Origin of the sequence: Kitasatospora sp. NBC_01287 (assembly GCF_026340565.1) — a bacterium.
GTDB lineage: Bacteria > Actinomycetota > Actinomycetes > Streptomycetales > Streptomycetaceae > Kitasatospora.
This window is the reverse complement of record NZ_JAPEPB010000001.1, coordinates 2,168,160-2,183,758: the sequence shown is the minus strand read 5'-3', so window position 1 is coordinate 2,183,758 and position 15,599 is coordinate 2,168,160. Positions and strand designations below refer to the sequence as shown.

17 protein-coding genes and 1 riboswitch are annotated in these 15,599 nt (G+C 73.2%); of the genes, 12 read left to right on the top strand and 5 right to left on the bottom strand.

The genetic code is table 11. The features are described 5' to 3' along the window. Nucleotides 1–102: 102 nt before the first annotated feature. The 8 genes from OG455_RS09205 to OG455_RS09170 all read left to right on the top strand — a co-directional run bounded on the left by OG455_RS09205 (nt 103) and on the right by OG455_RS09170 (nt 7,119). Nucleotides 103–1,065 carry a metal ABC transporter solute-binding protein, Zn/Mn family gene (locus OG455_RS09205; RefSeq protein ID WP_266291962.1) on the top strand — a complete coding sequence of 321 codons (963 nt, stop codon included), beginning with the start codon at nt 103–105 and terminating at the stop codon, nt 1,063–1,065. Continuing rightward, nucleotides 1,062–2,177, top strand: a complete 1,116-nt coding sequence (locus OG455_RS09200; RefSeq protein ID WP_266291960.1) for a metal ABC transporter ATP-binding protein — start codon at nt 1,062–1,064, stop codon at nt 2,175–2,177. Before OG455_RS09205 ends, OG455_RS09200 begins: the two co-directional genes overlap by 4 nt. Next, nucleotides 2,161–3,075, top strand: coding sequence for a metal ABC transporter permease (locus OG455_RS09195; RefSeq protein WP_266291958.1), 915 nt, complete (start codon nt 2,161–2,163; stop codon nt 3,073–3,075). The genes OG455_RS09200 and OG455_RS09195 overlap by 17 nt, the downstream gene beginning before the upstream one ends. Continuing rightward, nucleotides 3,072–3,914 carry a metal ABC transporter permease gene (locus OG455_RS09190; protein WP_266291956.1) on the top strand — a complete coding sequence of 281 codons (843 nt, stop codon included), beginning with the start codon at nt 3,072–3,074 and terminating at the stop codon, nt 3,912–3,914. The genes OG455_RS09195 and OG455_RS09190 overlap by 4 nt, the downstream gene beginning before the upstream one ends. 306 nt (nt 3,915–4,220) lie before the next feature. Beyond that, nucleotides 4,221–4,553 (top strand): hypothetical protein, encoded by a 333-nt coding sequence (locus tag OG455_RS09185; RefSeq protein ID WP_266291954.1) that lies wholly within the window; start codon nt 4,221–4,223, stop codon nt 4,551–4,553. A gap of 17 nt (nt 4,554–4,570) precedes the next feature. Beyond that, the gene (locus OG455_RS09180) at nt 4,571–4,912 is read left to right on the top strand and encodes an SAV_915 family protein (protein WP_266291952.1); all 342 of its coding nucleotides are present in this window, start codon (nt 4,571–4,573) and stop codon (nt 4,910–4,912) included. A 159-nt stretch (nt 4,913–5,071) separates the two neighbouring features. Beyond that, nucleotides 5,072–5,722, top strand: a complete 651-nt coding sequence (locus OG455_RS09175) for a helix-turn-helix domain-containing protein (protein WP_266291950.1) — start codon at nt 5,072–5,074, stop codon at nt 5,720–5,722. Further along, nucleotides 5,719–7,119: an MFS transporter gene (locus OG455_RS09170; RefSeq protein WP_266291948.1), complete on the top strand. Its 1,401-nt coding sequence runs from the start codon at nt 5,719–5,721 to the stop codon at nt 7,117–7,119. The genes OG455_RS09175 and OG455_RS09170 overlap by 4 nt, the downstream gene beginning before the upstream one ends. Nucleotides 7,120–7,134: 15 nt before the next feature. On the opposite strand, the gene OG455_RS09165 is transcribed toward OG455_RS09170, so the two are convergent. The 3 genes from OG455_RS09165 to OG455_RS09155 form a co-directional block, all read right to left on the bottom strand. Next, nucleotides 7,135–7,569, bottom strand: a complete 435-nt coding sequence (locus OG455_RS09165) for a hypothetical protein (RefSeq protein ID WP_266291947.1) — start codon at nt 7,567–7,569, stop codon at nt 7,135–7,137. Between the two features lie 289 nt (nt 7,570–7,858). Continuing rightward, complete coding sequence (locus OG455_RS09160; RefSeq protein ID WP_266291945.1) at nt 7,859–8,344, bottom strand: hypothetical protein; 486 nt, start codon at nt 8,342–8,344, stop codon at nt 7,859–7,861. 185 nt (nt 8,345–8,529) lie between these two features. Then, nucleotides 8,530–9,585 (bottom strand): hypothetical protein, encoded by a 1,056-nt coding sequence (locus OG455_RS09155; RefSeq protein WP_266291943.1) that lies wholly within the window; start codon nt 9,583–9,585, stop codon nt 8,530–8,532. A gap of 107 nt (nt 9,586–9,692) precedes the next feature. Here OG455_RS09155 and OG455_RS09150 point away from each other — a divergent pair, with 107 nt between their 5' ends. After that, nucleotides 9,693–10,334: a helix-turn-helix domain-containing protein gene (locus tag OG455_RS09150; protein WP_266291941.1), complete on the top strand. Its 642-nt coding sequence runs from the start codon at nt 9,693–9,695 to the stop codon at nt 10,332–10,334. Beyond that, on the top strand, nt 10,318–11,340 hold the full coding sequence (locus OG455_RS09145; protein ID WP_266291939.1) for an MBL fold metallo-hydrolase: 1,023 nt from the start codon (nt 10,318–10,320) through the stop codon (nt 11,338–11,340). The genes OG455_RS09150 and OG455_RS09145 overlap by 17 nt, the downstream gene beginning before the upstream one ends. Nucleotides 11,341–11,593: 253 nt before the next feature. On the opposite strand, the gene OG455_RS09140 is transcribed toward OG455_RS09145, so the two are convergent. Further along, entirely contained in the window at nt 11,594–12,082 is a 489-nt protein-coding gene (locus tag OG455_RS09140) for a metalloregulator ArsR/SmtB family transcription factor (RefSeq protein WP_323185448.1), read from the bottom strand. A gap of 97 nt (nt 12,083–12,179) precedes the next feature. Beyond that, nucleotides 12,180–12,394: riboswitch (cobalamin riboswitch) on the top strand. A gap of 35 nt (nt 12,395–12,429) precedes the next feature. Between OG455_RS09140 and OG455_RS09135 the strand changes: the two genes are divergently transcribed. Both OG455_RS09135 and OG455_RS09130 read left to right on the top strand, forming a co-directional pair. After that, complete coding sequence (locus OG455_RS09135) at nt 12,430–13,602, top strand: HoxN/HupN/NixA family nickel/cobalt transporter (protein ID WP_266291937.1); 1,173 nt, start codon at nt 12,430–12,432, stop codon at nt 13,600–13,602. 261 nt (nt 13,603–13,863) lie between these two features. Continuing rightward, on the top strand, nt 13,864–14,583 hold the full coding sequence (locus OG455_RS09130; protein ID WP_266291935.1) for an SDR family oxidoreductase: 720 nt from the start codon (nt 13,864–13,866) through the stop codon (nt 14,581–14,583). Nucleotides 14,584–14,642: 59 nt separating this feature from the next. On the opposite strand, the gene OG455_RS09125 is transcribed toward OG455_RS09130, so the two are convergent. Then, entirely contained in the window at nt 14,643–15,539 is an 897-nt protein-coding gene (locus tag OG455_RS09125) for a helix-turn-helix transcriptional regulator (protein ID WP_266291933.1), read from the bottom strand. Nucleotides 15,540–15,599: the final 60 nt, after the last annotated feature.

Sequence of the window (15,599 nt, the reverse complement as noted above, 5' to 3'; positions counted from 1 at the left end):
TCCGCTGGCTGGATGTGAAAACCATTTCTAACTAGGCTCTGCCGTGTCCAGTGAGAACCGGATCCCGTGACCGGGATCCGCAGGCCAGGGGAGAGTCGCTCCATGCACAACGCCAGGTCCGGCGTCGGTCACGGTCACCGCCGCATCACCACCACGGCCCTCGGCGTGCTCGCCGTCGCCGTGCTCGCCGGCACCAGCGCGTGCTCGACGGCCTCCCGGGCCGCCACCTCGGCGGCCGACGGCTCCCGTCCGATCCGGGTGGTGGCCGCGGAGAACTTCTGGGGCAGCATCGCCACCCAGCTCGGCGGCAGCCATGTCAAGGTGCAGAGCCTGATCACCAACCCGAACACCGACCCGCACTCCTACGAGCCCACCACGGCCGACGGCCGAGCCGTGGAGTCGGCGGACTACGTGGTCACCAACGGCATCGGCTACGACACCTGGTCGGACAAGCTGCTCGCCGCCACCCCGGAGCCGCACCGCACCGTGCTGAAGGTCGGCACGCTGCTGGGCAAGAAGGAGGGCGACAACCCGCACCAGTGGTACTCGGCGGACAGCGTGCACCAGGTGGTCGACCGGATCACCGCCGACTACCAGAAGCTCGACCCCGCCGACGCGGCCTACTTCGACGCCCAGCGGCAGAGCTTCCTGACCCAGGCGCTGGGCCCGTACGACCAGTTGGAGAGCGGGATCAAGGCGACCTACGCCGGCACCCCGATCGGCGCCTCGGAGTCCATCGTGACGCCGCTGGCGGAGTCCCTGGGCCTGAAGCTGCTGACGCCGGAGAGCTTCCTGGACGCGATGAGCGAGGGCAACGACCCGACCGCCGCCGACAAGGCGACGATCGACCGGCAGATCGCCACCAGGCAGATCAAGGTCTACGTCTTCAACACGCAGAACTCCGACCCCGATGTGATGGCCCAGGTGAACGCGGCCAAGGCGCAGGGCATACCCGTCGCCCAGGTCACCGAGACCCTGGCGCCGGCCGGTGACACGTTCCAGGACTGGCAGGTCCAGGAGTTGCAGGGCATCGAGAACGCGCTGAAGCAGGTGGTGGGCGCATGAGCATCCAGCCTGCGGAGACGACCGGCACGACCGGGACGACCGGGACGACCGGGACGACCGGGACGACCGGTACCACCGGCACCACTGGCGCCCTCCCGCTGCCCGGTCAGCAGCAACGGCGGCTGCCCGCCGCCGACCCGGCTGCCGCCGAGGCCACCGCGGAGGTCACCGCGGAGGCCACCGCCCCGGTCACCGCCGAGCCGGTGCTGACGCTGCGCGGCGCGGCCGTGCGGGTGGGCGGGCGCACCCTCTGGTCGGGGGTCGACCTGACCGTCGGGGCAGGGGAGTTCACGGCGGTACTGGGCCCCAACGGGGTCGGCAAGTCGACATTGGTGAAGGTGCTGCTCGGGGTGCTCCCGGTGGCGGCCGGCCAGGTCACCGTGCTCGGCGGCCCGCCCGGTGCCCGGCGCGGCGCGCGCCGCTCGACGGTCGAGGGCGGCGGCGTCGGCTACCTGCCGCAGCGCCGCAACTTCGACGCCGGTGTGCGGATCCGCGGGATCGACGTGGTGCGCCTGGGGCTGGACGGGGACCAGTGGGGGGTCCCCGTCCCGTTCCTGGGCGGTGCCAAGCGGCGCGCGGCCCGGGAGCGGGTGGCCGAGGTGATCGAGTTGGTCGGCGCCGCCGGCTACGCGCACCGGCCGATCGGCCAGTGCTCGGGCGGTGAACAGCAGCGGCTGCTGATCGCGCAGGCCCTGGTGCGCCGGCCCTCGGTGCTGCTGCTCGACGAGCCGCTGGACAGCCTGGACCTGCCCAACCAGAGCGCGATCGCCGCGCTGCTCGGCCGGATCTGCCACCAGGAGGGGGTGTCGGTGGTGATGGTCGCGCACGACGTGAACCCGATCCTGCACCACCTCGACCGGGTGGTCTACCTCGCCCAGGGCGGCGCGATGGCCGGCCCGCCGGCCGAGGTGATCACCTCCGAGACGCTGACCCGCCTGTACGGCACGCCGGTCGAGGTGCTGCGCACCAGCAGCGGACGCCTGGTGGTGGTCGGCCAGCCCGAGGCCCAGGCCCGGCACACCGACCGGCATGCCGACCGGCACACCGACCGGCATGCTGATCAGGGCGCTGATCAGCAGGGCGGGGGTGACGACCGTGTCGCTCGCAGCTGACGTGACGTCACCCGCCTTCTCCTGGAACCTGGTCGCGGACTTCCAGGACATGTGGTCCTACGCCTTCATGGTCAACGCCTTCCGGGCCGGCCTGGTCGTCTCGCTGGTCTGCGCGGTGGTCGGCTGGTTCATGGTGCTGCGCCGCCAGACCTTCGCCGGGCACACCCTCTCGGTGGCCGCCTTCCCGGGGGCCTCGCTGGCGGTGCTCGCCGGATTCAGCACCTCGCTCGGCTACTTCGGCTTCTGCGTGGCGGCCGCGCTGGTGATCGCCGCGCTCGGCCGCCGGGGCCAGGGCGACGGCGCGGAGGAGTCCGCCGTCACGGGGACCGTCCAAGCCTTCGCGCTGGCCTGCGGGTTCCTCTTCATCAGCCTCTACAAGGGCCTGCTGGACGGGCCGACCGCGCTGCTCTTCGGCAGCTTCCTGGGCATCACCACCGGCCAGGTGACGGTACTGGCCATCGTCGCCGCCGTGGTGCTCGCCCTGCTCGCGGTGATCGGCCGCCCGCTGCTCTTCGCCTCGGTCGACCCGCAGGTGGCGGCCGGGCGCGGAGTGCCGGTCCGGGCGCTCGCCACCGTCTTCCTGGTGCTGCTGGGCGCGGCCACCGCCGAGGCCAGCCAGATCACCGGCACGCTGCTGGTCTTCGCGCTGATGGTGATCCCCGCGGCCACCGCCGCGCAGCTGACCGCCCGCCCGGGGCTCAGCCTGCTGCTCGCGGTGCTGCTCGGCCTGGGCGCCTGCTGGGCGGGCCTGGTCGCCGCGTACTACCAGCCCTATCCGCTGGGCTTCTTCGTGACCGGTTTCGCCTTCGCCGGCTACGTGCTGGCGCAGCTGCTGCGCCTGGCGCGCGAGGCACTGGGCCGGTCGCGGACCCCGCTGCTGATCGGGGCCGCGGCATGAGTACGGTGCTCTCCCAGGCCTTCTTCCAGCACGCCCTGCTGGCCGGTACCTTCATCGCGCTGGCCTGCGGCCTGGTCGGCTACTTCCTGGTGCTGCGGGCCCAGCTGTTCACCGGGGACGCGCTCAGCCACGTCGCGTTCACCGGCGCGATGGCGGCCCTGGCGGGCGGCTACGACCTGCGCCTGGGCCTGTTCGCCGCGACCATCGGCGTGGGCCTGCTGCTCGGCGGCCTCGGCCGGCGCGGGCGGCCCGACGACGTGGTGATCGGCAGCGTCTTCGCCTGGATCCTGGGCCTCGGCGCGTTCTTCCTCACCGTCTACACCACTTCGCGCAGCGGCTCGGGCCAGGGCGGCGCCGGCACCAGCGTGCTCTTCGGCTCGATCTTCGGACTGGACGGCTCGCAGACCACGCTGGCGGTCGTCATCGCCGGCGCGATCTGCCTGCTGGTCCTGCTGATCGGCCGTCCGCTGCTCTTCGCCACGCTCGACGAGGCCGTCGCGGCGGCGCGCGGGGTGCCGGTGCGGCTGCTCGGCTTCGGCTTCCTGGTGCTGGTCGGCGGCTGCGCGGCGGAGGCCACCCAGGCGGTCGGCTCGCTGCTGCTGCTCGGCCTGCTGGCGGCGCCCGCCGGTGCGGCGATCCGGCTGACGGACCGTCCGTTCCGCGCGCTGGCGCTCTCCGCGGGCCTGGCGGTCGCCGAGATGTGGGGCGGCCTGCTGCTCAGCGCGCGGTTCCAGCAGCTGCCGCCGAGCTTCGCCATCATGGCCACGGCCACCGCGGTGTACGCGGCGACCTTCCTGGTCCGGCCCGGGAGCGGCAGCGGGCGGCTGGCGACGGCATGACGGTGGTGTGATGACGATGTGACGGCGCGCCGGCGCGCTGGCGGGTTGCGGGGCCGGCGGGTGCGGGGCGGGCGGGTTGCGGGGCGGGCGTGCGGGCGGGTGCGGGTGGAGGGCGGCGTGCTGGTGGCCGCCCTCCACCGTCGTATTGGCCCGATCGGGGGAGGCCGATATCAAGGTGGCGTCAAGGAGGGGGCCCCGCGCGTAGTCCGCGCGTCAAGGCCGGGTGCGACAGCGCTGTGATGGGGCTGCACTGGAGCTGCGCACGGAACCGCCGCCGCTGCCGCCCCCGGAAGGAAGCGAACCACCATGAGCACCACGCAGGTCACCGACCCACTCCGGCTCCGCCCGGCCGACCCCGCCGACCGTCCGCCGTCCGTACCGTTGGCCGCGGGGCTGCTCACGCACCGCGGGACGCGGCCCTCGCCGGCCGCCGAGCGGGCCGCTGAGTGGGCCACCGAGTGGGCCACCGAGCCGATCGCTGAACCGGCCGCCACTTCGGCCGCCGCTCCGGCCGCCGCTCCGGCCGCCACGCGCGGCGCCGAGCGGGCCGCCCTGGCAGCCGAGCGGGCCGCCCTGGCGGCCGAACGGGACCGTACGGCCCCCGCGCACTGCCGCTTCGCGATGCAGTACCTCGACTGAGACCGTCGGAGGCACCAGTGACCACCGCATCCCGCATCCCGCAGGACCTCGCCGTCCGCCACGTCCCGGTCCGCTCCACCGGCGCCGTCCAGCTGCTGCGCCTGTTCCGGCAGCGCGACGGGAGCCGCTGCGCCGTCGCCTTCAGCTCGTCCGGTGCCCTGCACGCCCTTCTCGGCGCGGACCAGGCCTCGGCCGAGCTGACCGAGCAGGCCCTGCGCGAGCTGATCGAGCCGCTCGGTGTGCGCATCCTGCTGCTGGACCCCAGGCTGGTCGCCCCACCGGCTCCGCTCCCGTCCGCAGTGGCTCCCGCTTCCCCCGCCCCGCTGGCGCTCGACCCCTCGGTGACCGCTCCTCGGTGAGTGCCCCTGGCGCTGCTCCTCGGTGACAGCTTCGCGCTGACAGCTCCGCGCTGACAGCTCCGCAGTGACAGCTCCGTGCTGACAGCTCCGCGGTGAGCGGTGCGTCCCGGGAAGATCTGAGACTTGACTCTCACAATATCTGAGAGGAGACTCTCAGACATGACTCGTGGCAACCATCTCGGTGATGTCGAGCTCACCGACCCCCAGGCCATGCGCGCCCTCGCCCATCCGGTGCGGCTGGCCATCCTCGAACACCTCCGGCGCCAAGGCCCCTCCACGGCGACCGAGTTGGCCCCCGACGTCGGGGCGACCCCGTCGGTCACCAGTTGGCACCTGCGGCACTTGGCCGGCTTCGGGCTGGTCCGGGACGCGGAGCCCGGGCCCGACCGCAGGGCGCGGCGCTGGGAGGCGGTCGGCCGCGGCTTCCGGTTCGACACGGGGGGTGACGGCGAGGGCGGGGAGGCGGCGAGGGCCCTGGCCCAGCAGATGTTCCTGCGCTACGGCGACCTGCCGCAGCGCTGGATCACCGAGGTCGCACCCGGCCTCACGCCCGAGTGGCGCGGGCTCGGCGGACTGGCCAACACCCGGCTCACCGTCTCCGCCGACGAACTCGCCGAGATCGAGGACGCGATCGAGCGCATCCTCGCGCCGTATGCGACCAGGGAGCCGGCGGAGCGGCCGGCCGACAGCCGCGGGGTGCGGCTGATGCGTTATGTGCTGCCGGAGGCCGCTGAGGTCACCGCTGCCATCGATGCCACCGCTGCCACCGCTGCCACCGCTGCCACCGAGCAGCAGGGGGAGCAGGCATGACCGCCATCGAGTCCGCGTCCGAGGCTGCACCCGCACCCGCACCCGCACCCGCACCCGCACCCGCTGCCGCTGCCGCCGCCGACGCCGCCAAGGCCTTACCGCCCGCCCCCGCTTCGCTCTGGCGCGATCAACGCTTCCGGCGCTTCTGGGCCGGCCAGTCCGTCTCGCAACTCGGCGACAGAGTCTCTGAGTTGGCGATCCCACTGATAGCCGTCGGCGCGCTGCGAGCCTCCGCCGCCCAGGTCTCGCTGCTGACCGCGCTGATCACGGCCCCGAACCTGCTGGCCGTCTTCTCCGGCGCCTGGGTGGACCAGCAGCGCCGCAAGCGCCGGCTGATGGTCCTCGCCGACCTGAGCCGGGCCCTGGTGCTCGCCACGCTCCCGCTCGCCTATCTGCTCGGCGCGGTGACGCTCACTCAGCTCTACGTCGTCGCCGTGCTGGTGGGCGCCGCGGCGGTGCTCTTCAACAGCGCCTACTCGCCCTTCTTCGCCCACCTGGTGCCGCGCTCCTCCTACCTGGAGGCCAACAGCAAACTCAGTGTCAGCAGGTCGGGCTCCTACGTGGTCGGACCGGCCATCGGCGGCGCGCTGATCCAGGCGCTGACCGCGCCGGTGGCCGTGCTGGTCGACGCGCTCTCGTTCCTGGCCTCCGCGCTGCTGGTCGGCCGGATCCCGCTCGACGAACCGCCGGTGGCCACGGCCCCGGGCGAGGAGCTGTCGATGCTCGGCCGGGCCCGGCAGGGGCTGGCCTTCGTGGTCCGGCACCCGGTGCTGCGGGCCAGTCTGGGCTGCTGCAGCACCGTCAACTTCTTCGGCTTCGTGGCCAACGCGCTGCTGGTGCTCTTCGCCAGCCGCACTCTCGGTCTCGGTGCGGGCACCATCGGCCTGGCCTTCGGGATCGGCGCGACTGGCGGCCTGCTCGGCGCGGTGCTCGCCCCCCGGCTGGCCCGGCGGATCGGTCTTGGCAGCACCATCGCCCTGGGGGCGGTGCTCTTCCCGGCGCCGTGGGCCATCACCGCCCTGGCCCACGGCCCGCTCTGGGGCAAGGTCGGCGCGCTCGCCGCGACGGAGTTCCTCAGCGGCATCGGGGTGATGTTCCTGGACGTGAACCTCAACTCCCTTCAGGCCAGCGTCATCCCGGACGGCCTGCGCAGCCGGGTGTCCGGCGCGTTCAGCACTGTCAACTACGGCATCCGGCCCGTCGGCGCCCTGGTCGGCGGCCTGCTCGGCAGCACGATCGGCCTGCGACCGACCCTGCTGCTGGCCGCGGTGGGCGGCAGCCTCGGGGTCTGCTGGCTGCTCGTCTCGCCGATCCCGCGGATCCGCTCGCTGGACTCGGTGGTGGTGCCGGGCGAGGGCGCTGGGGGCGAGGGCACCAGGCGCGAGACGGCCGCGTGAGCTGCGCGGCCGGGCTCAGTGGCCGACCGCCGCCAACGCCTGGGTGACCAGGGGGATATCGGCCGTGGGGATCAGGATCACGTGCCGCTCCCCGCCCGCCACCAGGTCGAGGCGGGTCATCCGGGCCCACCCGGCCGGCTTCTCGGAGGGCTTCAGGCTCGCCGGCCCCTGGAGTTCGACGGTCTCCTTGGTGCGCCGGTTCTGCCAGCGGACCCCGTCCGTGCTCAGGTGCAAGTAGCCGCCTGCGGTGTGCGGGATGGTGCGGCCCTTGCCGATCGGCATCATCCTGACCGTGCCGAGGGTCGGGCTGGAGCAGAACACCTGGAGGGTGGTGCCCGCCGCCAGGTCGGCCAGGTCCCGCTCGGTGCTCAATCGGCGGATGCGAAGGGCGGAGAGCAGTACGTCGGTGAAGGTCCTTGTGCCGGCGGATCGGCGGGTCTGGGCGGTCATGGTCAACGATCTTCGCACGCGTGATCGAACGACTGTGGGCCGGGGTGGCCCGGTGTCGTACGGCTGTCCAAGACAGTCGTACAGCGGGGCTGGTTGGTACGGGTGTTCGAGACGGTCGTTCAAGACCAGTGTTCAGGACGTCCGTTCAAGACAGATGTGCAAGACGGGTGTGCAAGGCGGGCGTTCAAGACAGACGCTCAATACGGTGGTTCAAGACAAGCGTTCAAGACGGTCGTGTAAAGACGCCAGTCTGATGCGCTCGTTTGAGACAGCTGTTCAAGCGGGCCGCTCAGTACGCCCCGCCCCGGAAGAGCAGGCTCCTGTGGTTGCGTGGCCGGTCGGCGCGCTCGTGAGCGGCGTCCGAGCGGTTGGCCGGGGCGGAGCGGGCGGCCTGCGCGCGCAGGGCCGCCAGCCCGGCCAGGACCTGTGGGCGATGGCCGGCGCTGGTGAGCCAGCGCGGCAGCCGCGCGAACATCGCCAACGTGGGCCGCGCGCCGCCGCGTTCGCGCAGATCGGCGGCGACGTAGGCGGCCAGCGCGGCCACGTGCCGCTCGTTGTAGGCCCACAGCACCTGCCCGACGCACCGGGTCTGCAGCCAGAGCGGTCGCCGGAAGAAGGGGTCCTCGCTGCCGCCGGGTACCGCGCCCACCAGGCCGGTGCCCCGCGACCCCGGCGCCCACTCGTCCAGCGCGCCGCACCCGCCGCAGACCAGGCGCCTCGGCAGGAAGAGCAGTTCGCCGAAGTGGCGGGGCTCGGCCAGATCAGGCCTGGGCACCACGAGCGCCCGGCCGCCGCAGCGCGGGCAGACAGCCAGGATCCGGTCGGTGAACCGGACCAGCCAGACCCCGGTGTCGTAGTGGCGCCGTGGCCCGCCGGAACAGGCTGCCGCTGACTCCTCGCCCCCGGTCGCAGCTCCGCCCCCGGTCGCAGCTCCGCCCCTGCTCAAAGCTCTGCCCCTGCTCAAAGCTCCGCCTCCGGCAGCCGCCAGTCGAACGGGAACAGGTTCCGCTGCCAGTGCTCGTCGGCCGCGGCCAACTCCTCGGCGGCTCGCGGCGACCGCAGCAGGCAGCGGTGGCGCAGCAGGTCGAGCCGCTCGGCCCGGGTGAGCAGCAGGGCATAGGTGTCGAGCGGGTCGGGGAGGTCGAGCGAGCCGAGCGTGCCGTCGGCGGCGGCGTTGAGGTAGCGGGCGGTCGGGGTCTCGTAGTCCAGGCGCGGGCTGGTGCGCCACTGCGAGTTGCTGCCCCAGCCGTGCGAGAGGTCGACGGCGGGCCGGTAGCGCCGCAGGAAGGTCCAGTAGAGCGGGGAGCGGTCGGCCACCCCGCGCTCGGCGTGCTCGGCGCCCGCGCGGACCTTGACCCCGGCCCGGCTGAAGAGCAGCTGACCCAGCATCAGGCCGGGCCAGCGGACCTCGACCACCTCGATCGGCGCGGCCGGGTCCTCGGCCTGCTCGACCTTGGTGATCTCGTGCCGGAACGGGTCGAACAACACAGGGGCCCCGGCCGCGACATCTCCGGCCGGGACGTCCCCGGCCGTGACGTCCCCGACCACTGCGCCTCCGACCGTGACGTCCCCGACCACTGCGGCCGCGGCCTCCTCGAAGGGCGTCATGCCCAGCGCGCTGAAGAGGCGCACGTACTCGGCCGGGCTCAGGCCGGGCCCGCGCGCCCAGGGCTGGTCGGCGACGCCGTCGGGATCGGGCTGGAAGTCGAGCAGCAGCAGGTCGCTGACCCGCCCGAGTGCGTAGAGCTCGTGTTCGAGGACGCTGCTGTCCGCGTCGCGCCCCGGCCCCGTCCACCACGGCCGGCGGGTGGCGGCAGCCGCCAGCTCCGTCCGGTACGCCGTCCCGGTGCCGGCGAGCCACGGCGCGACCACCGCCCGCCAGGCGTCGCCGCCCTCGTACTCCCGCAGCGCGTGGTAGAGCGACCGCGCGTCCGTCCCGGCGCCGGTCGCGCTTATCCCGGCCTCGTCCGTCCAGGGCCCGGCCATACCGGCCGCGCCGGTCCCGTCCTCGTTCATGGCGGGAGCGTACGCGGGTCGCCCGCCGCCGTGCCGGGGGATTCCACCGCCGAGGAGAAGCCAAAGAAGACGTTGACATCTCCGGATCCCAAAGTACTCTTTGACATATGGAGATCAGCGATCCCAAGGCGATCCGGGCCCTGGCCCACCCGCTCCGCCTCGATCTGATGGAGCTGCTGGCCACGGGCGGCCCCGCGACGGCCGCGCGCTGCGGGCGGGTCCTCGGGGTCCCGCAGGCGAACTGCTCCTTCCACCTCCGCCAACTCGCCAAGTACGGGTTCGTGGAGGAGGCCGGCCCAGGGCGCGACCGGCGTGAGCGCCAGTGGCGGGTGCCCGAGGTGCCACCGACCGTGCGGGTCGGGGCGGGCGGTGACCGGGTGCTCAAGCGGCAGCTCGAACGGCTCGTGGTGGAGCGGGAGATGCAGGCGATCCTCGACCACGCGGCCCGCGAGGAGCGGCGCCCCGGCCCGCCCGATGGCGGGGGGAGCGGCGGCGGTGGGGCTGCGGGCGTCCCGGGCGCCGACGGGCCGCCCGCGGCGGCCCTGCTGGCCGCCGTGGCGGTGCTCTCCGCCGCCGAGGCCGCCGAGCTCGCCGACCAGTGGCAGGCGCTGCTCGCGCCCTACATCGCCAGGGCGGGCGCGGCGGCCGGGCGGCCGGGCCCCGGACAGCACCACGTGCGGTACTTCATGGCGGCGACTCCGCTGCCCGACCTCGAAGCGCGGGAGAACGAGCATGCGACCGACGACTGACGGCCCGATCGACTTCGTGACCGGGGCTCCCGGCGCCGGCTCCCTGGCGGTCGACTGGATCCACGGCACCGCGTCCCGGCGCGGTGGCGGCCCGCCGCTCCAGGTCCACCAGTACGATGAGCACACCGTCATCCTGCGGCAGAGCATGGCGGTCAACTACGAGGCCCCGTTCATCTTCCTGCTCTTCGGCAACGACCGGGCCCTGCTGCTGGACACCGGCGCGACGGCCGACGCCACCATCTTCCCGCTGCGCGCGACGGTCGACCGGCTGGTGGCCGAGTGGCTCGACCGCCACCCGGGCGAGCAGGGCGAACGCGGCGGGCACGGCGAGCACGGTGGGCGGCGCGAGCCGTACGGGCTGGTGGTCGCGCACACCCACGGGCACGGCGACCACGTGGCCGCCGACGGCCAGTTCGCCGACCGCCCCGCGACCACGGTGGTGCCGCGCGAGGCCGAGGCCGTCGGGTCGTTCTTCGGTTTCGAGCCCGACCGGCCGCTCGACACGGTCACCTTCGACCTGGGCGGCCGGGTGCTGGAGATCCTTCCCTCGCCGGGGCACCATCGGGCGGCGATCACCGTCTACGACCCCTGGAGCGGGATCCTGTTCACCGGTGACACGGTGCTGCCGGGCCGCCTCTACGTGGAGGACCACGCCGCCTTCCGCGCGACCGTGGAGCGGATGGTGGAGTTCGCCGGCACCCACCCGGTCACCCATGTGCTCGGCTGCCATGTCGAGATGAGCCGCCGGCCCGGCGGCGAGTACCCGATCGGTGCCACCTACCAGCCCGACGAGCGGGTGCCCGAAATGACCGTGGCGCAGCTGGTGGCGGTCCGTGACGCGACCGTGGCCGTGGCCGGGCGGCCCGGGGTGCACCGCTTCGACGACTTCGTCATCTACAACGAGCCGCGCAAGACCGACATGCGCAAGCTGGTGGCCCGCGGCCTGGCCCACCAGCTGGCGAGCCCGGTCCTGCGGCTGCTCCCGGGCACTCGGCGCCGAGGCTGACCGGGGAGGGACTGACCGGGGAGGGGCTGACAGGGGAGGGGCTGACAGGCGGGAGGAGCTGACCGGGGGAGGGGCTGGCAGGGGAAAGGCTGACCGGGCACGGTCGACCGAGGAGGGAGTGCCCCGGTCTGTTCTGTCAGACAGTCCGGGTGCGGATCGGTGGGTCAGGGGCGATCGGCCACGATAATTTCGAGCGGCACTTGGAGCACCAGGGCCAGGACCTTGGAAAGCGGGACCTGCGGGGGAGCGGCCGTCAGCCCTGCGAGGTCGGAGCGCCCTTGTGGGGCAGCTCGCCTTGGGAAAGCCCACTGTGGGGCAGCTCGCCGTGGGAAAGCCCGCCATGGGAAAGCTCGTCGTGGGACAGCTCGTCGTGGGAAAGCTCGTCGTGCGGGAGCCGCGGGATCAGGTCGAGCAGCGGCGCCACGTCGGGATCGAGCAGGTGGTAGCGGACGATCCGGCCGTCCTTGTCGGCGGCCACCGTGCCCGAGGCCCGCAGCAGGCGCAGGGTCTGGGAGACGGCGGTCTCGCTGATCCCGGTGGCCAGCGCGAGGTCGGAGACCGCGATCGGCCCGGCCCGGTGGATCGCCAGCAGCAGCGCCAGGCGGCCCGGTTCGGCGAGCAGGGCGAAGCGCGCGGCCCAGCCGCGCACGGCCGCGGGCTCGCCGATGCCGGCGATGGCCGCGCAGACCGTGTGCTCGTCGATGGCGCGCCGGTGCGCCCGATCCTCGGGAACCAGATGCATGGGACCCATCTTCATCCCCGGTGACAGCGGTGTCCAAAACCGGGACGCCGGAACACCTGCGCATCTGCGCAGGCTTGTGGACATCACCGCCCGGGCTCTACGGTGTTCCCGCCGTGGTGTTCGGGAAGACCGGTGCACTGTGCCTGCCACAGGAGTCCGGAGCGGCCCTCGCCACTGTGATCGGGGAATCCTCGTACCGCTCCCGCCCGCCAGGGCGGATGGTCACTGGATGCCGTCAGGCGTCCGGGAAGGCCGGGTACGGGGGTGTTGGACCCGTCAGCCAGGAGACCGGCCACGGCACCGCACGACGAACTCTGTCCACGAGGTGCTGGAGAGGCTGCCCCCGGATGACCCTGCCCGAAACCACGCCGACCGCCGAGGCCCTACCGGCCCGCGCCCCGTCCGCGTCTTCCCTGTCCCCGTCCCCGTCGCCATCCTCCTCGCCGTCCCCGTCGGCGCCCGTCCTCTCGCTGCGCTGGGAGCGCCGGGACTGGCTGCGCACCGGCGGCCTGATGTCCGTGATCATCGCCATGCACGTGGCGGCCTTCGGCATCCTGATCGCCCTGGTGACGCCGCACCACTACACCGTCGGCAGCCAGGCCTTCGGGCTCGGCCTCGGCATCACCGCCTACACCCTGGGCATGCGGCACGCCTTCGACGCCGACCACATCGCGGCCATCGACAACACCACCCGCAAGCTGATGGCCGACGGCAAGCGTCCGGTCTCGGTCGGCTTCTGGTTCGCGCTCGGCCACTCCACCATCGTGGTGGTGCTGGCCGGGCTGGTCGCCGCCGGCGCCCAGGTGGTCGGCACCCTGACCAACGACAACTCCGGTGCGCACAAGCTGCTCGGCGTGGTCAGCACCAGCGTCTCCGGCGGCTTCCTCTACCTGATCGCCGCGCTCAACCTGGTCTCGATGGCCGGCATCGCGCGGGTCTTCCGCGCGATGCGCGCGGGCAGCTTCGACGAGCACGAGCTGGAGCGGCACCTGGACAGCCGCGGCTTCATGAACCGCGTCCTGGGCAGGCTGACCAAGTCGATCACCCGCCCGGGGCAGATGTACCCGGTGGGGCTGCTCTTCGGGATCGGCTTCGACACCGCGACCGAGGTCTCGCTGATGGTGATGGCCGGCTCCGGCGCCGCCTCCGGCCTGCCCTGGTACGCGATCCTCTGCCTGCCGCTGCTCTTCGCGGCCGGGATGAGCCTGTTCGACACGCTCGACGGCACCTTCATGAACTTCGCGTACCACTGGGCGTTCTCCAACCCGGTCCGCAAGGTGTACTACAACCTCACCATCACCGGGCTGTCCATCGCCGTCGCCTTCCTGATCGGCACCATCGAGCTGGTCGGGGTGCTGCACGAGCAGCTCGACCTGACCGACCCGGTCAGCGGCTGGATCTCCGGCATCAACCTCAACAACGTGGGCTTCGTCATCGTGGGCCTGTTCGTGGTGGTCTGGGCGGCCGCGCTGGCGTACTGGCGGCTGGCGAAGGTGGAGCAGCGCTGGCCGAAGGACTGACGCCGCCTCGCACGCGGGTACGGCCGAGGGCCGGACGGGACTCCCGTCCGGCCCTCGGCCGTACCCGGGCCGCCGCGCCAGGCCCCGCCACGGCCGGAAGGACCAGCCAGGGAGTGAAACACCTAGGACAAGATCGAGCCTGCCTACCGTCTTCGCCGGCCGCCAGAGTTGCTCTCGGAAGCGAGCGGGCGAGCGTGCTGACGCCGCCGACTCCCTCGATCCGAGTCGTACTGATCCAGCTGTTCCACAGGAGATGAACCCATGGCTTCAACCACCCTGTCCGGCACCCGCGTCGTCGTGATCGGCGGCAGCTCCGGCATCGGTCGCGCGGTGGCCCGCCAGGCCGCCGAGGCCGGCGCGCGGGTCGTCGTCGGCTCGCGCTCCGCCGAGAAGCTCGCCGCGACGGCCGAGGAGATCGACGGCATCACCACCGGCGTCATCGACGTGACCGACGAGGAGAGCGTGCGCGCCTTCTTCGCCGATCTCGGCGCCATCGACCACCTGGTGATCTGCCCCGGCGACATGGCCACCGGCTCGGTCTACGACGTGTCGATCGAGGCGGTGCGCCGATCGCTGGACACGAAGATCATCAGCCCGCTGCTCTGCGTCCGGCACGCCGGCCGCTCGATCGCGCCCACCGGTTCGATCGTGCTGCTCGCCGGTGCCGGCGGCTACAAGGCCTACCCGGACCTGAGTGCCACCGCCGCCGCCAACACCGGCGTCGGGGGCCTGGGCCGCTCGCTGGCGGTGGAGCTGGCCCCGATCCGGGTCAACGTGGTGGTGGCCGGGCTGATCGACACCCCGCTCTGGGACTCCGTCCCGGCCGAGGCCAAGGCCGGCCTCTTCGCGCAGACCGCCGCCGCCACCCCGGTCGGCCGGATCGGACAGCCCGACGATGTCGCGGGGACAGTGCTGCACCTGCTGGAGAACACCTTCACCACGGGCGCGCTGAGCTTCGTGGATGGTGGCGGCACGCTCTGACCCGACTGGTCACGGCAGCCCTCGCGAGCCCGGGGCAGCCTTCGCGGCCCGGGGTGGTGTCAGGTCAGGGCCGGCGCCGCCCCGTCGACCCGGGCCGGCGCCGCCCCGTCCACCCGGGCCCGCGCCGCCCCGTCCACCAGGGCGCGGAACCGGTCGGCCAGTGACGCGTCCCCCAGCGGCTGGTAGGCGATCAGGGTGGCGTCGGCGTCGGCCAGCCGCAGCTTGACGTAGCCCAACTCGATCCGCCCCAGCACGGGGTGATCGAAGACGTGGGCGGACGGGCTGCCCGGCACCAGGTCCATCCGCTGCCACAGCACCCGGAACTCCGCGCTCTCCGCGAGCAGGCGGTCCACCAGCTCGGTGTACTCCGCCCGGGCCAGCTGGTCGGCCGCCTGGGCGCGGAAGAGCGCGACCACGTGCTCGGCGGCCTGCGGCCAGTCCGGATACAGGTCGCGGAAGGCCGGGTCGAAGGTGATCAGCAGGTTGTTGCGACGCTCCGGCGCCAGGGCGCCGAAGCCCGGCAGCAGCACGCGGTAGCCCTCGTTCCAGGCCAGCACGTCGAACCGGTGGTTGGTGATGCAGGCGGGCAGCGGGTCCAACCCCGCCAGGAAGCTCAGGTACTGGGCGGAGACCGCCTCCGGCCCGCACGGTCGGGGCCCGCTCGGCGGCACCTCGCCGGCCAGCCGGAACAGGTGCTGGGTCTCGACGCCGTCCAGCTTGAGCACCCGGGCCAGGCTGGTCAGCACCTCCCGGGAGACCTTGATCCGGCGGGCCTGCTCCAGCCAGGTGTACCAACTGACGCTGACTCCGGCCAGCGCCGCCAGCTCCTCGCGGCGCAGCCCGGGCGTGCGGCGCCGACCGTTCGCGTACTGGACCCCGGCGGCCTCGGGGCTGACCCGCGCCCGCCGGCTGCGCAGGAAGGCACCCAGTTCCCGTCGTTGCTCGGCTGTCTCCACTGCTCGCGCGCCCCGTCCCCGTCCGTCGGCGTCCGTCGGCGCACCCAGGGCGCGCCGAGG

What these genes read in the sequence shown, in the direction of transcription:
- OG455_RS09205 (WP_266291962.1), top strand. Translation starts at nt 103, where the DNA reads ATGCACAACGCCAGGTCCGGCGTCGGTCACGGTCACCGCCGCATCACC.
- OG455_RS09200 (WP_266291960.1), top strand. Translation starts at nt 1,062, where the DNA reads ATGAGCATCCAGCCTGCGGAGACGACCGGCACGACCGGGACGACCGGG.
- OG455_RS09190 (WP_266291956.1), top strand. Translation starts at nt 3,072, where the DNA reads ATGAGTACGGTGCTCTCCCAGGCCTTCTTCCAGCACGCCCTGCTGGCC.
- OG455_RS09185 (WP_266291954.1), top strand. Translation starts at nt 4,221, where the DNA reads ATGAGCACCACGCAGGTCACCGACCCACTCCGGCTCCGCCCGGCCGAC.
- OG455_RS09175 (WP_266291950.1), top strand. Translation starts at nt 5,072, where the DNA reads ATGACTCGTGGCAACCATCTCGGTGATGTCGAGCTCACCGACCCCCAG.
- OG455_RS09170 (WP_266291948.1), top strand. Translation starts at nt 5,719, where the DNA reads ATGACCGCCATCGAGTCCGCGTCCGAGGCTGCACCCGCACCCGCACCC.
- OG455_RS09165 (WP_266291947.1), bottom strand. Translation starts at nt 7,569, where the DNA reads ATGACCGCCCAGACCCGCCGATCCGCCGGCACAAGGACCTTCACCGAC.
- OG455_RS09155 (WP_266291943.1), bottom strand. Translation starts at nt 9,585, where the DNA reads ATGAACGAGGACGGGACCGGCGCGGCCGGTATGGCCGGGCCCTGGACG.
- OG455_RS09150 (WP_266291941.1), top strand. Translation starts at nt 9,693, where the DNA reads ATGGAGATCAGCGATCCCAAGGCGATCCGGGCCCTGGCCCACCCGCTC.
- OG455_RS09145 (WP_266291939.1), top strand. Translation starts at nt 10,318, where the DNA reads ATGCGACCGACGACTGACGGCCCGATCGACTTCGTGACCGGGGCTCCC.
- OG455_RS09140 (WP_323185448.1), bottom strand. Translation starts at nt 12,082, where the DNA reads ATGCATCTGGTTCCCGAGGATCGGGCGCACCGGCGCGCCATCGACGAG.
- OG455_RS09135 (WP_266291937.1), top strand. Translation starts at nt 12,430, where the DNA reads ATGACCCTGCCCGAAACCACGCCGACCGCCGAGGCCCTACCGGCCCGC.
- OG455_RS09130 (WP_266291935.1), top strand. Translation starts at nt 13,864, where the DNA reads ATGGCTTCAACCACCCTGTCCGGCACCCGCGTCGTCGTGATCGGCGGC.